This is a genomic window from Agromyces sp. H66, from assembly GCF_004959775.1.
Taxonomy (GTDB): Bacteria; Actinomycetota; Actinomycetes; order Actinomycetales; family Microbacteriaceae; genus Agromyces.
In genome coordinates this window covers 96,688-108,970 of the sequence record NZ_SJZG01000004.1, presented here as the reverse complement: position 1 = coordinate 108,970, position 12,283 = coordinate 96,688, and the positions used below count along the sequence as shown (strand labels likewise).

Genomic DNA, 12,283 nt, shown 5'->3' with positions numbered 1-12,283 from the left:
GAGCGACGCGATCAGGTCCGCGGGTCGTCGGCAATCGTCGAGGTCGACGCCGTCAGACCGACTTCTTGACGACGCTGGACTTCAGTTGCATCCGCCCGAACCCGGGAACGGTCGCGTCGATGTCGTGATCGCCCACGCCGTCCGAGATGAGGCGGATGCCGCGAACCTTCGTGCCGACCTTCACGACGCCGCCGCCGGCGCCCTTGACCTTCAGGTCCTTCACGACCGTGACGGTGTCACCGTCGGCGAGCACGTTGCCGACGGAATCCCTGATCGAGGACGGCGCATCCGTCCCGGTCTCCTCCACCGCCGCGGACCATTCATGTCCGCACATCGGGCACATAAGCAGTGCGCCCTGCTCGTAGGTGTACGACTCGTGGCACTCGGGGCAGGCGGGCAGCGCGTCAGACATTGAACCGGAACTCCACCACGTCGCCGTCCTGCATGACGTAGTCCTTGCCCTCCATGCGGGCCTTGCCCTTGGCGCGGGCCTCGGCGACCGAGCCGGTGGCGACGAGGTCCTCGAACGAGATGACCTCGGCCTTGATGAAGCCGCGCTCGAAGTCGGTGTGGATCACACCGGCCGCCTGCGGGGCCTTCCAGCCCTTGTGGATGGTCCACGCGCGAGCCTCCTTCGGGCCGGCCGTGAGGTAGGTCTGCAGCCCGAGGGTGTCGAAGCCGACGCGCGCGAGTTGGTCGAGGCCCGACTCGTCCTGTCCGGTCGACGCGAGCAGTTCCGCGGCATCCTCTGGATCGAGGTCGATCAGCTCCGACTCGATCTTCGCGTCGAGGAAGACCGCCTCGGCGGGCGCGACGAGCGCTGCGAGCTCGGCCTTGCGAGCGGCATCCGTCAGCACCGCCTCGTCGACGTTGAATACGTAGATGAAGGGCTTCGCGGTGAGCAGGCCGAGCTCCTTGACGGGCTCGAGGTCGACGGATGCCGCAGACAGCGGCGTGCCCTTCTGCAGCACCTCCTGCGCCTCCTTCGCCGCGGCGAGCACCGACGGGTCGAGCTTCTTGCCCTTGACCTCCTTCTCGAAGCGCGGGATGGCGCGCTCGAGGGTCTCGAGGTCGGCGAGGATCAGCTCGGTGTTGATGGTCTCCATGTCGGCCTTGGGGTCGACGGTGCCCTCGACGTGCACCACGTCGGAGTCCTCGAAGCCGCGCACGACCTGCGCGATGGCGTCGGCCTCGCGGATGTTCGCGAGGAACTTGTTGCCGAGGCCCTCGCCCTCCGAGGCGCCGCGCACGATGCCGGCGATGTCGACGAACGACACCGCCGCGGGAAGGATCCGCTCGGAGCCGAAGATCTCGGCGAGGGTCTTGAGCCTCGGGTCGGGCAGGTTCACCACGCCGATGTTCGGTTCGATCGTCGCGAACGGGTAGTTCGCCGCGAGCACCTGGTTCTTGGTCAGCGCGTTGAAGAGGGTCGACTTGCCGACGTTCGGGAGACCGACGATTCCGATGGTGAGAGCCACGGGGGTCTATCGTACCGCCCGGCCGGTCGCGGCCCCGACCGCGCACCGATCGCCGGCCGCGGCCGGCGGCGATGTCGGCGCCGCCCGCTACGTTCGAGGTCGTGACTGCTCCCGCCCTCAACGCGATCGAACACGGCTCCGGCCTCCCCCTCCTCTCCCTGCACGGGTTCCCCGTCGACCATCACGTGATGACCGGATGCCTCGAGCCGGTCTTCGACCGCGACGAGCCGATCCGGCGCATCTACCCCGACCTTCCGTGGCTCGACGCCTCGCCGGGCGACGCCGTCTCGAGCACCCNTCCGGCGCATCTACCCCGACCTTCCGTGGCTCGACGCCTCGCCGGGCGACGCCGTCTCGAGCACCCGCGACGTGCTCGACCGCGTCGACGCGTTCGTCGACGAGGCCATCGGCGACGAGCCGTTCCTCCTCGTCGGCGAGTCCTACGGCGGATATCTTGCGCGCGCGCTCGTGCAGCGCCGACGCGACCAGGTGCTCGGGCTCGCGCTCATCTGCCCCATGGTCGTCGCCGAGGCATCCGGCCGTGCGCTACCCCCGCGCACGGTGCGACGCCCCGACCCCGAGCTCATCGCCGCCCTCGACCCCGCCGAGGCCTCCGAGTTCACCGACGTGGCGGTCATCGAATCGGCTGACACCCTCGCGAGCTTCCGGGCCGACGTCGCGCCAGGCCTCGCCGCCGGCGCCGCGGCGACGATCGCCCGCATCCGGTCCGCCTACGCGCTCGACGAGCCGATCGAGCGCGACGAGCCGTTCGCGGCACCGACCCTCATCGTCGCCGGGCGACAGGACTGGATCGTGGGATACCTCGACCAGTGGGACCTCGTCGAGCACTACCCCGCGGCATCCTTCGCGGTACTCGACGTGGCCGGTCACAACCTGCAGTTCGAGCGGCCGAGGCTATTCGGGGCGCTCGTTCGGGACTGGCTCGATCGAGTCGCCGACGAGCCGCGTGCCTGACGCGGCGGGGAGGCCGCCGCGAGCTGGCCCCGGGGATGCCGACGGGTCCGCGCGGCGCTGGTGCAGCGTGAGGTAGACGCCCGCGATGACGACCGCGCCGCCGATGAGCGCCGGCAGTTCCAGCGTCGCCCCGAGCGCGAGCGCGATGACGACCGTGAACACCGGCAGCAGGTTGAGGAAGGTGCCCGCTCGCGACGGGCCGACCTTCGAGGCCCCGATGTTCCAGAGCGCGTAGCCCGCCATCGACGGGAAGATCACGATATACGCGAGGCCGAGCGCACCGGCGGCGCTCGACGGCAGCGAGACGCCGGTGAACGCGATGACGGGCAGCATGGTCACGACCGCGAACACGCTCTGCACGGCCGTCGCCGTGATGGGCGGAGTGGCGAGGCGGCGAGAGATGAGCGAGTACACCGCCCACGCGAGCACGGAGGCGATGACGAGCAGGTCGCCGACGCCGAAGCCCTGCGCGACGAGCTGGCCGAGGTCGCCGCCCGTGAGCACCACCGTCACGCCCACGAACGCGACGACGAGTCCCGTCACCTGCACGCGGTTGAGGTGTTCGCGCAGGAAGATCGCCGCGCCGAGCGCGATGACTGCGGGGTTGATGGCGCTGATGACGGCCGCGTTCACGGCACCCGTGAACCCGAGCGCGGCGTACAGGAACAGCGTGTAACCGGTGAGCCCGAGCACCGACTGCAGCAGATGCAGCTTCCACTCGCGCAGCGCGGCACGCCAGTTCGGACGCTCGATGAGCCAGGCGAGCGCGATCAACGGCAGGAACGCGAACACCCAGCGGAAGAACGTGAGCGAGATCGGCGAGATCTCGCGCGTCACCATCTCGCCGAAGACGTAGTTGCCCGCCCAGAACAGGTTGGCGAGCGCCAGGAAGAGGTACACCCGGCCGCGTTTCACCGGACAAGCCTACGTCGTCGCCGAGGCGGCGGCCGACGCGGCATCCGATGGGCTGCCTCCGCCCGCGCGGCTATGGCAGCCGCGCCCGGAAGCAGTGCGTGACGTACGGCACCGCGAGCTCCGCCGCGCCCGCGACGTCGGGATGCGTGTCGAGCAGCGTCTCGAGCGCCGCCATGGTCGCGGCCCGCTCAGCAGGGGTCGCGGTGATGTAGTAGCTGCGCGATCGCACGAGGTCGAGGAACCGGGCCCGCGACATCCGCTCGGTCCACTCCACCGTGTGCTCCTCGATCGGGCCGAACGGCGGGCCGATCCGCACGTACCCCTCGAAGGTCGCGCTCGCGTCGTGGCCCTCGTGCATGATGGCGCCCGCCTGCCTGAGCCAATCCGAGCGGATGTCGCGGCTGTTCCAGACCAGGCCGAGCACTCCGCCCGGCCGCAGCACCCGGGCGATCTCGGGCACCGCCCGATCGGGCTGGAACCAGTGCCACGCCTGCCCCGCCACCACCGCGTCGACCCAGTCGTCCTCGATCGGGATGTCCTCCGCCGTGCCGAGGATGCGCGGCACGCCCGGCACGGCGACCTCGAGCTCGTCGAGCATCTCCTCGACGGGGTCGACGGCGATCACGTCGCGGTCGAGCGCGACGAGCGCCTCCGTGAGCTTGCCCGTGCCCGCGCCGAGGTCGAGCACCCGCTCGGCGTCGCCGACGAGCCACGCGATGGCCTCGACCGGGTACCCGGGTCGCGACCGGTGGTACACGGATGCCGCGGCGCCGAACGAGCGGGCGACCTGCACCGTCGCGGGATCGCTCGGGTCGACCACGACGCCGTCGGGACCGCGGTTCAGAGGCTCGGCATCCACGCCGCCCATTCCACGCCCGCGGCGGGGCATCCGTCAACTGTCGGCGCCGCGTGCGACGATGCTCACGTGCCAGTGGACTTCACCGCGATCGACTTCGAAACAGCCAACTCGTCGGGTGCGTCCGCGTGCTCCGTCGGCCTCGTGAAGGTGCGCGACGGTCGCGTCGTCGATCGGGAGCACTGGTACATCCGACCGCCGTTCCCGCACAACGAGTTCTCGGAGTGGAACATCCGCATCCACGGCATCACGCCCGAGATGGTGGCCGATGCCCCCGGCTGGGACGTGCACCTGCCCGCCCTGCGCGAGTTCGCCGGAAGCGACGTGCTCGTGGCCCACAACGCCGGTTTCGACATGGGCGTCATCGCGAAGACGACCGCCGCCTTCGGGCTCGAGGTGCCCGACTTCCGCTCGCTGTGCAGCCTGCAGGTCGCCCGCCGCACGTACCACCTCGACTCGTACCGCCTGCCGGTCGCGGCGATGGCCGCCGGGTTCGAGGGATTCTCGCACCACGACGCGCTCGCCGACGCCGAGGCGTGCGCCGCGATCATCGTGCACGCCGCGAAGCGGCACGAGGCCGACGACCTCGAGCGCCTCGCGCACGTCACGCGGGTGCAGATCGGCGCCATCGGCCCCATCGCGACGCGCGAACAGCGCACCGCGCACGGCCCCATGGCGTTGCAGTAGCGCTCGACCCCTCGATCGGGCGTTTCCCAGCGCACACCGGCCGCGCCTCGGCGCCGATGTCGGCGGCCGCTGCGACACTGTCGGCATGGACCTCCTCGCACTCGTCATCGGCCTCCTCGTCGGCGCGATCCTCGGCGGCCTCGGCGTCGCCGTGGTGTCGTCGCGCCGCGCGGCGAACGCGCCCGCGGCCGAAGACCCGGCACTCGTCGAGGCGCTGCACCAGGCGCAGCTCGCCGAGGTACGCGCCGCCGAGGAGTCCGCGAAGTCACTGCTCCGCGAGGAACTTGCGGCGACCCAGGCCACGGCCGAGCTGCTGCGCGAGCAGATCGTCGCCGCCCAGCAGCAGCATCGCGAGCTCGTCGAGCAGCACCGGGCCGAGCAGCAGGCACGTGAGGCCCGCGAACAGGCCGAGAGCCGCGTGCTGCAGGCCCTCGCGCCCGTCAAGCAGTCGCTGTCCGACATGCAGGCGAAGGTCACCGACCTCGAGTCGCAGCGCAACCTCCAGCACGGCGAGCTCGCCCAGCAGTTGAAGTCGGCGGCGGAGTCGGAGGAGCGGCTGCGCTCGACGGCCGAGGCGCTCGCCTCGGCGCTGCGCTCCAACAGCACGCGCGGTGTCTGGGGCGAGACGCAGTTGCGCAGCGTCGTCGAGGCCGCAGGACTCGTCGAGCGCGTCGACTTCGACGTGCAGTCGAGCATCTCGAGCGACTCGGGCTCGGGCCGGCCCGACATGGTCGTTCGCCTGCCGGGCGGCAAGTCGATCGCCGTCGACGCGAAGGTGCCGTTCAACGCCTACCTCGAGGCGAGCCAGATCCCCGCGACCGCGAACGGGGCGGACGCAGCGCGCCGCGCAGACTTCATGAAGCAGCACGTGCAGGCGGTGCGCGCCCACATCACCGCGCTCGGTTCGAAGGGCTACTGGAATGGCCTCGACGCCTCACCCGAACTCGTCATCGCGTTCATCCCGAGCGAGTCGCTCGTCTCAGCCGCGCTCGAGGCCGACCCCAGCATCATGGAGTTCGCGTTCGCCAAGCGCGTGGCGCTCGCGTCCCCCGTGACACTCTGGTCGGTGCTCAAGACCGTCGCGTTCTCGTGGCAGCAGGACGTGCTCACCAACGAGGCCAAGACGCTGTTCGACCTCAGCCGCGAACTGTACTCACGGCTGGCCACGACGGCGAGTCACATCGAGAAGCTCGGCCGCACCATCGAGCGCAGCGTGAAGGACTACAACGCGTTCGTGGGCTCCCTCGAGCGTCAGGTACTGCCGACCGCCCGCAAGCTCGGCGCGCTCGACGAGTCGAAGGTGCTGGCCCCCCTGCAGGGCATCGAAGAGGCGCCGCGCGAACTGACGGCCTACGAGCTCGTCGCCGGCGCGGGCGTCGATCTCGACCCCGAACTCCGTCGCCAACTCGAGTCGCCCGACGCCGCCAAGCGCGACTGACGCCCGCCCGCCCGCAACGACGGCTGGCCACCGCTGCCCGGGTCCGGAATACAGGAACCACCTTCCGAGCGCGGTCCTGAATTCCGGGCAGCGTGGGCCGGCGCGCCCACGTCGAGAACGAGTGCCCAGCGTCGACCTTCCTGTAGGAGCGCCGCTCAGTGCGTCGCTCCGCGGAAGGAGTCGACGATGTCCCTCACGGCGATCCCCCTCGTGGCCGGGTCGCTCTCCACGGTCATCTTCGTGGCGAGCTTCCTCCCGATGCTCGTCAAGGCGGCACGCACGAGAGACCTGAGCTCCTACAGCCCGGGCAATCTCGTGCTCGTCAATGTCGCGAACGTGGTGCATTCCATCTACGTGTACAGCCTTCCGATCGGTCCGATCTGGGTGCTGCACTCCGCCTACCTGACGGCCGGCGCACTGATGAGCGTCTGGTACGTGCGGTTCAGGCGCACGTCGTCGACCGAGGAGCCATGATGGAGATCAGCCCGCCGGATGCGGCTCGTCGACCGGCGGCTCCAAGCCGGCGGCCGCCTCGGCACCGGTGACGATCGTGGCATCCGTCTCACCGTCGAGCGGGTGCTCCAGCTCGTCGCGGCCGAGCCTCGCGAACGCCAGCGTCGCGATGGCGAGCAGCGGAGAACCGATGCCGGCGATGAGGAACGCGGGCCCCAGCCCGATCCACTCGCCCACCGGCCCGGCGACCGCCATCGAGATGGGCATGAGCGCGAGCGACACGAAGAAGTCGAGGCTCGACACGCGGCCCAGCATCGACGGCGGCACCCGGCGCTGCAGCAGCGTGCCCCACACGACCTGTGCACCCGAGAAGAGCAGCCCGCAGATGAACAGGGCGACGATCATCACCCAGAGCCACGACGTGTATCCGATGACCGCGAGCGGGAGGCATCCGAACCCCCACGCCAGGATCATGAGGGTGAGGTACCGCCGCGGCATCCGCATCGACGCGACCGCGAGCGAGCCGACCGCGCCGCCGACGCCGAATGCCGCGAGCGCGAGCGCGAAGGCGCCCGCCCCGCCGCCGGTCTGATCCTTCACGGCGAATGGCAGGAGTACCTCGATGGGCCCCATGATGAGGAACACGAGCACGATGGCGAACGCGAGCGTGGCGAAGAGCCACTTGGTGCGCAGCAGGTAGGCGAACCCGTCGCGCAGGTCGACGAACAGCTGCCGGATCGGATGCACCGCGGCGTCGCCGAAGTCGCGACGCACGGCCGTGGTGCGCATGACGCCGAGGACCGACGCGGCGACCAGCTGCAACCCCGCGACGATCGCGAACGCCAGCCACGGCCCCTGCATCGCGATGAGGCCGCTGGCGAGGGCCGGGCCGGCAGCGTGCATCACCGCGGGCCGCAACACGCCCTCGACGCCGTTCGCGGCGAGCAGCTGCTCCTCGGGCAGGATCGCCGGCAGCCACGCCGAGTACGCCGGGTAGAAGAAGCCGTCGGCGATGCCGAGCGCGAACGAGATGACGGCGATGTGCCACACCTCGATGACGCCCGCCGCGGCGAGGAGCGCCGCGACGCCGAACCCGGCGCCGCGCACGATCTCGACGGCGAGCAGGATGCGTCGCTGCGGGATTCGGTCGGCCGCGACGCCGCCGAACAGTACGGCGATCACGAGCCCGAGGCTCGACCCGACCGCCACGAACGAGAGGTCGATGGGCGTGCCGCCGAGCTGCACGACCTGCCAGACGGCGGCGACGATCCATGCTCCGGCGCTCAGCAGCGACGCCGCGAGCGCGACGGTGAGCAGACGGTACTGGCCGGACGAGAACGGCCGGAGTGCGCGCGGGAGGCGAGCGGCGTCGACAGTCATCCGCCCATTCTGACGTGAGCCGCGGACATCCGCCCGCGGCATCCGGTCAGCGGTCGGCCTTGTCCAGCCACTTCTCGACGAGGTGGTCGGCGACGATGCGGCGGATCGTGCCCGACTTGCCGCGCAGCACGATGCTCTCGGTGCGGATGATCGGGCCCTTCCTGCGCACCCCGTCGACGAGCTCGCCGTCGGTCACGCCCGTGGCGACGAAGAACGTGTTGTCGCTGCGCACGAGCTCGTCGAGTTCGTACACCTTGTCGCAGTCCAGCCCGGCGGCCTCGCCGCGCTCGCGCTCGGCGTCGTCCTTCGGGGCGAGGCGGCCCTGCATGAACCCGCCGAGCGCCTTGATGGCGCACGCGGTCGTGATGCCCTCGGGGCTTCCGCCGATGCCGACGCACATGTCGATCCGCGACTCGTATCGGGCCGCGTTGATGCCGCCGGCCACGTCGCCGTCGCTGATGAGGCGGGTCCCGGCCCCGGTCGCGCGGATGTCGGCGATGAGCTGCGCGTGACGCGGACGGTTCAGCACCGCCACGCGGAGTTCGCCCACGTCCTTGCCCTTCGCCGCGGCGAGCGCGCGCAGGTTCTCGCCGATGGGCTTGCGGATGTCGACGACGCCCTTGCCCGCGGCATCCGTCACGATCTTGTCCATGTAGAAGACGGATGACGCGTCGAGCATGGTGCCCCGGTCGGCCACCGCGATGACCGACAGCGCGTTCTGGCGTCCCTCCGCGGTGAGCGTCGTGCCGTCGATGGGGTCGACGGCGATGTCGCAGGCGGGGCCGCGGCCGCTGCCGACGCGCTCGCCGTTGAAGAGCATGGGCGCGTCATCCTTCTCGCCCTCGCCGATGACGACCACGCCGTCGAAGTCCACCGTGCCGAGGAACGCGCGCATGGCGTCGACCGCGGCGCCGTCGGCGCCGAGCTTGTCGCCGCGGCCGATCCACGGGTACGAGCGGATCGAGGCCGCCTCGGTGGCCCGCACGAGCTCGAGCGCGATATTGCGATCGGGATGCAGGTACATGGTTGCGGTATCGGTGCTCACCATCGAGGGGTCCTCCTGGAACGTGGTCAGGCGTCGACGTCCGGATCCCGCGTCGTGTGGTGCGGCGGCGTCGCTTCGAGACTATGCGAGGACCCCACGCTCAGCGGCGGAGTTCGGGACGAATCGGCGTGAAAGATCGTGCGATCTTTCCGATCGCACCGGTCACGGCGGTCGTCCGCGGCATCCGTCGCCAGATGACGTCCGCGGCATCCGTCGCCAGATGAGCAGTGCTCGGCAACTCGATAGACTCGACGCGACCCAGACACTTCCGAAGGAGCAGGTATGCCCATCGCAACGCCCGAGCAGTATGCACAGATGCTCGACACCGCCAAGGCGAGGGGCTTCGCCTTCCCGGCGATCAACGTGTCCTCCTCGCAGACGCTCAACGCGGTGCTCCAGGGGCTCGCCGAGGCCGGCTCCGACGGCATCATCCAGGTGACCACGGGCGGGGCCGACTACTTCGCGGGTCACACGGTGAAGGCGCGTGCGGCCGGTGCGCTCGCCTTCGCGAAGTTCGCGCACGAGGTCGCGAAGGCCTACCCCGTCACGGTGGCACTGCACACCGACCACTGCCCGAAGCCGGCACTCGAGGACTTCGTGTACCCGCTCATCGCCGCCTCCGAGGAGGAGGTCAAGGCCGGCCGCAACCCGATCTTCCAGTCGCACATGTGGGACGGCTCGGCCGTGCCGCTCGCCGAGAACCTCGAGATCGCCACGCAGATCCTGCCCCGCATGAAGGCCATCAACGCCATCCTCGAGGTCGAGATCGGCGTGGTCGGCGGCGAGGAGGACGGCGTCCGGCACGAGGGCTCGAACGAAGCGCTCTACACGACCCTGCAGGACACCGTCTCGATGGTCGAGGCGCTCGGATTCGGCGAGCAGGGCCGCTACATGGCCGCCCTCACCTTCGGCAACGTGCACGGCGTGTACAAGCCCGGCAACGTCAAGCTCCGCCCCGGGCTGCTGAAGGAGATCCAGGACGGCCTCGCCGAGAAGTACGGCACCGGCGAGAAGCCGCTCGACCTCGTCTTCCACGGCGGGTCGGGCTCGACCGACGAGGAGATCGCCGAGGCGGTGCGGAACGGCGTCGTGAAGATGAACATCGACACCGACACGCAGTACGCGTTCACGCGCTCGATCGCCGGTTACATGTTCACGAACTACGACGGCGTGCTGAAGGTCGACGGCGAGGTGGGCAACAAGAAGCAGTACGACCCGCGCGCCTGGGGCAAGGTCGCCGAGACGGCCATGGCCGCGCGCGTCGTCGAGTCGACGCGGCAGCTCGGCTCGGCCGGCCACTCGATCAGCGCCTAGGTTCCGGATGTCGCAGCCGCACGCCCCGGGGACGCCCGACGAGTCCGCCGGGCGCGACGAACGCCCGCGTCCGCAGTACGGCGAGTACGCGCCCGAGGGGTGGACATGGCAGCCGCCCACGGGCGAGCAGACGTCGGACCCGGCGCCGCAGATGGCCGCACCGCCGGTCCGTCCGGCCGGGGATGCGGCCGCGGCATCCGCCCGCGAAGGTCGACCCGAACGGCGGGGCGACCGCATCGCCACCATCGCGCTGCTCGTGATCGGCCTCTTCGGCGCGATCTACAACGCGCTGCTGCTGAACCTGCTGCCGAGCGTGGCGACCGAGACGTTCCGCCAGACGGCGGAGATCCTCGGCACCGAGCTCCCGGCCCGCGACTTCGTCCCCGGTCCGCAGGTGCCGACCCTGATCCTCGTCGGGACCATCGTGCAGCTGGCACTGTGGGTGATCGCCCTGGCCTGGTCGGTGCGCCGCCTGCGCGCGCGGCGCCTCGCGTTCTGGGTGCCCCCCGTCGCGGGCGCCGTGGCGTTCGTGGTGTTCTACGTGATCATGACGCAGATCCTGCTGTCGGACCCTGAGTACGCTCGGGTCCTGATGGGGCCGGGGGCCTGACGCTCAGCGGGCGACGGTCAGGCCTGCGGTACGCGCGCCCGGCCGCCGAGCGCCCGCGCGTCGCGGTTGCCGGCCAGGTCGCGGCGCAGCTCCTTCGGCAGCGAGAACATGAGGTCCTCCTCGGCCGTCTTGACCTCGGCCACGTCGCCGTAGCCGGCGTCGGCCAGGGCGTCGAGCACCTCCTTCACGAGCTCCTCGGGAACGGATGCCCCGCTCGTCACGCCGACGGTCTCGACGCCGTCGAGCCACTCCTGTTGCACCTCGCTCGCGTAGTCGACCCGATAGGCGGCCTTGGCGCCGTACTCGAGGGCGACCTCGACGAGGCGCACGCTGTTGGAGCTGTTCGCGGAGCCGACGACGATCACGAGATCGGCCTCCTGTGCGACCTTCTTGATCGCGACCTGGCGGTTCTGGGTGGCGTAGCAGATGTCGTCGCTCGGCGGATCGGCGAGCTTCGGGAACTTCTCGCGCAGGCGTCGCACGGTCTCCATCGTCTCGTCGACCGAGAGCGTGGTCTGCGAGAGCCAGACGACCTTGTCGGGGTCGCGCACCTCGATGTTCTCGACGTCGTCGGGGCTGTTCACGAGCGTGACGTGGTCGGGCGCTTCGCCGGCGGTGCCCTCGACCTCCTCGTGGCCCTCGTGGCCGATGAGCAGGATCTCGTAGTCGTCGCGCGCGAAGCGCACCGCCTCGCGGTGCACCTTCGTGACGAGCGGACAGGTCGCGTCGATCGCGTGCAGGCCCCGGTCGGCCGCGGCGTTCACGACGGCGGGCGACACCCCGTGCGCGCTGAAGACGATGTGCGCACCCTCTGGCACCTCGTCGACCTCGTCGACGAAGATCGCGCCCTGTTGCTCGAGCTCGGTCACGACGTGGATGTTGTGCACGATCTGCTTGCGCACGTAGACGGGTGCGCCGTAGTGCTCGAGCGCCTTCTCGACGGCGATCACCGCACGATCGACGCCGGCGCAATAGCCGCGCGGCGCCGCGAGCAGCACCCGCTTGTGTCCGGGGACGGGGATATCCTTGAGCCGGCCGCGCACGCCCGGCACCCTGGGCATGCCGAGGCCGATTCGCGGGGCATCCGTGGTGCTCGTCACGGCGTCCATCCTACGCGGCGATACTGAACGGG

General features: G+C 70.4%; 13 protein-coding genes. 6 read left to right on the top strand and 7 right to left on the bottom strand.

Annotated features, from left to right (window positions below; all coding sequences use genetic code 11):
• Positions 1–52: 52 nt before the first annotated feature.
• Positions 53–412 carry a zinc ribbon domain-containing protein YjdM gene (locus EZM51_RS08640; protein ID WP_136707860.1) on the bottom strand — a complete coding sequence of 120 codons (360 nt, stop codon included), beginning with the start codon at positions 410–412 and terminating at the stop codon, positions 53–55.
• On the bottom strand, positions 405–1,478 hold the full coding sequence (gene ychF, locus EZM51_RS08635; RefSeq protein ID WP_136707859.1) for a redox-regulated ATPase YchF: 1,074 nt from the start codon (positions 1,476–1,478) through the stop codon (positions 405–407). The genes EZM51_RS08640 and ychF overlap by 8 nt, the downstream gene beginning before the upstream one ends.
• Before the next feature lie 306 nt (positions 1,479–1,784).
• Here ychF and EZM51_RS08630 point away from each other — a divergent pair, with 306 nt between their 5' ends.
• Positions 1,785–2,453: an alpha/beta hydrolase gene (locus EZM51_RS08630; RefSeq protein ID WP_211195873.1), complete on the top strand. Its 669-nt coding sequence runs from the start codon at positions 1,785–1,787 to the stop codon at positions 2,451–2,453.
• Here the strand turns inward: EZM51_RS08630 and EZM51_RS08625 are convergent.
• Positions 2,394–3,368 carry a DMT family transporter gene (locus EZM51_RS08625; RefSeq protein ID WP_136707858.1) on the bottom strand — a complete coding sequence of 325 codons (975 nt, stop codon included), beginning with the start codon at positions 3,366–3,368 and terminating at the stop codon, positions 2,394–2,396. The genes EZM51_RS08630 and EZM51_RS08625 overlap by 60 nt on opposite strands.
• A gap of 70 nt (positions 3,369–3,438) precedes the next feature.
• Complete coding sequence (locus EZM51_RS08620) at positions 3,439–4,227, bottom strand: class I SAM-dependent methyltransferase (protein ID WP_248305545.1); 789 nt, start codon at positions 4,225–4,227, stop codon at positions 3,439–3,441.
• Between the two features lie 66 nt (positions 4,228–4,293).
• Between EZM51_RS08620 and EZM51_RS08615 the strand changes: the two genes are divergently transcribed.
• From EZM51_RS08615 to EZM51_RS08605, 3 genes are all read left to right on the top strand, one after another.
• On the top strand, positions 4,294–4,911 hold the full coding sequence (locus EZM51_RS08615; protein ID WP_136707857.1) for a 3'-5' exonuclease: 618 nt from the start codon (positions 4,294–4,296) through the stop codon (positions 4,909–4,911).
• A gap of 85 nt (positions 4,912–4,996) precedes the next feature.
• Positions 4,997–6,349, top strand: a complete 1,353-nt coding sequence (rmuC, locus tag EZM51_RS08610; protein ID WP_136707856.1) for a DNA recombination protein RmuC — start codon at positions 4,997–4,999, stop codon at positions 6,347–6,349.
• 186 nt (positions 6,350–6,535) lie between these two features.
• Positions 6,536–6,823, top strand: coding sequence for a hypothetical protein (locus tag EZM51_RS08605; protein WP_136707855.1), 288 nt, complete (start codon positions 6,536–6,538; stop codon positions 6,821–6,823).
• Between the two features lie 6 nt (positions 6,824–6,829).
• Here the strand turns inward: EZM51_RS08605 and EZM51_RS08600 are convergent, their stop codons facing one another.
• Positions 6,830–8,182: an MFS transporter gene (locus tag EZM51_RS08600; protein ID WP_169053841.1), complete on the bottom strand. Its 1,353-nt coding sequence runs from the start codon at positions 8,180–8,182 to the stop codon at positions 6,830–6,832.
• Between the two features lie 46 nt (positions 8,183–8,228).
• Positions 8,229–9,230, bottom strand: coding sequence for a class II fructose-bisphosphatase (gene glpX / locus EZM51_RS08595; protein ID WP_136707853.1), 1,002 nt, complete (start codon positions 9,228–9,230; stop codon positions 8,229–8,231).
• 279 nt (positions 9,231–9,509) lie between these two features.
• Here glpX and fbaA point away from each other — a divergent pair, with 279 nt between their 5' ends.
• Positions 9,510–10,541 (top strand): class II fructose-bisphosphate aldolase, encoded by a 1,032-nt coding sequence (fbaA, locus tag EZM51_RS08590; RefSeq protein ID WP_136707852.1) that lies wholly within the window; start codon positions 9,510–9,512, stop codon positions 10,539–10,541.
• A 7-nt stretch (positions 10,542–10,548) separates the two neighbouring features.
• Positions 10,549–11,151 (top strand): DUF6264 family protein, encoded by a 603-nt coding sequence (locus tag EZM51_RS08585; RefSeq protein ID WP_136707851.1) that lies wholly within the window; start codon positions 10,549–10,551, stop codon positions 11,149–11,151.
• A gap of 17 nt (positions 11,152–11,168) precedes the next feature.
• Here EZM51_RS08585 and EZM51_RS08580 read toward each other — a convergent pair whose 3' ends face one another.
• Entirely contained in the window at positions 11,169–12,212 is a 1,044-nt protein-coding gene (locus EZM51_RS08580) for a 4-hydroxy-3-methylbut-2-enyl diphosphate reductase (protein ID WP_136708077.1), read from the bottom strand.
• Between the last annotated feature and the right edge of the window lie 71 nt (positions 12,213–12,283).

Excerpts from the sequence above, each read along its gene's own strand:
- EZM51_RS08640 (WP_136707860.1), bottom strand. The coding sequence starts at position 412 with ATGTCTGACGCGCTGCCCGCCTGCCCCGAGTGCCACGAGTCGTACACC.
- rmuC (WP_136707856.1), top strand. The coding sequence starts at position 4,997 with ATGGACCTCCTCGCACTCGTCATCGGCCTCCTCGTCGGCGCGATCCTC.
- EZM51_RS08605 (WP_136707855.1), top strand. The coding sequence starts at position 6,536 with ATGTCCCTCACGGCGATCCCCCTCGTGGCCGGGTCGCTCTCCACGGTC.
- EZM51_RS08600 (WP_169053841.1), bottom strand. The coding sequence starts at position 8,182 with ATGACTGTCGACGCCGCTCGCCTCCCGCGCGCACTCCGGCCGTTCTCG.
- glpX (WP_136707853.1), bottom strand. The coding sequence starts at position 9,230 with ATGGTGAGCACCGATACCGCAACCATGTACCTGCATCCCGATCGCAAT.
- fbaA (WP_136707852.1), top strand. The coding sequence starts at position 9,510 with ATGCCCATCGCAACGCCCGAGCAGTATGCACAGATGCTCGACACCGCC.
- EZM51_RS08585 (WP_136707851.1), top strand. The coding sequence starts at position 10,549 with ATGTCGCAGCCGCACGCCCCGGGGACGCCCGACGAGTCCGCCGGGCGC.
- EZM51_RS08580 (WP_136708077.1), bottom strand. The coding sequence starts at position 12,212 with ATGCCCAGGGTGCCGGGCGTGCGCGGCCGGCTCAAGGATATCCCCGTC.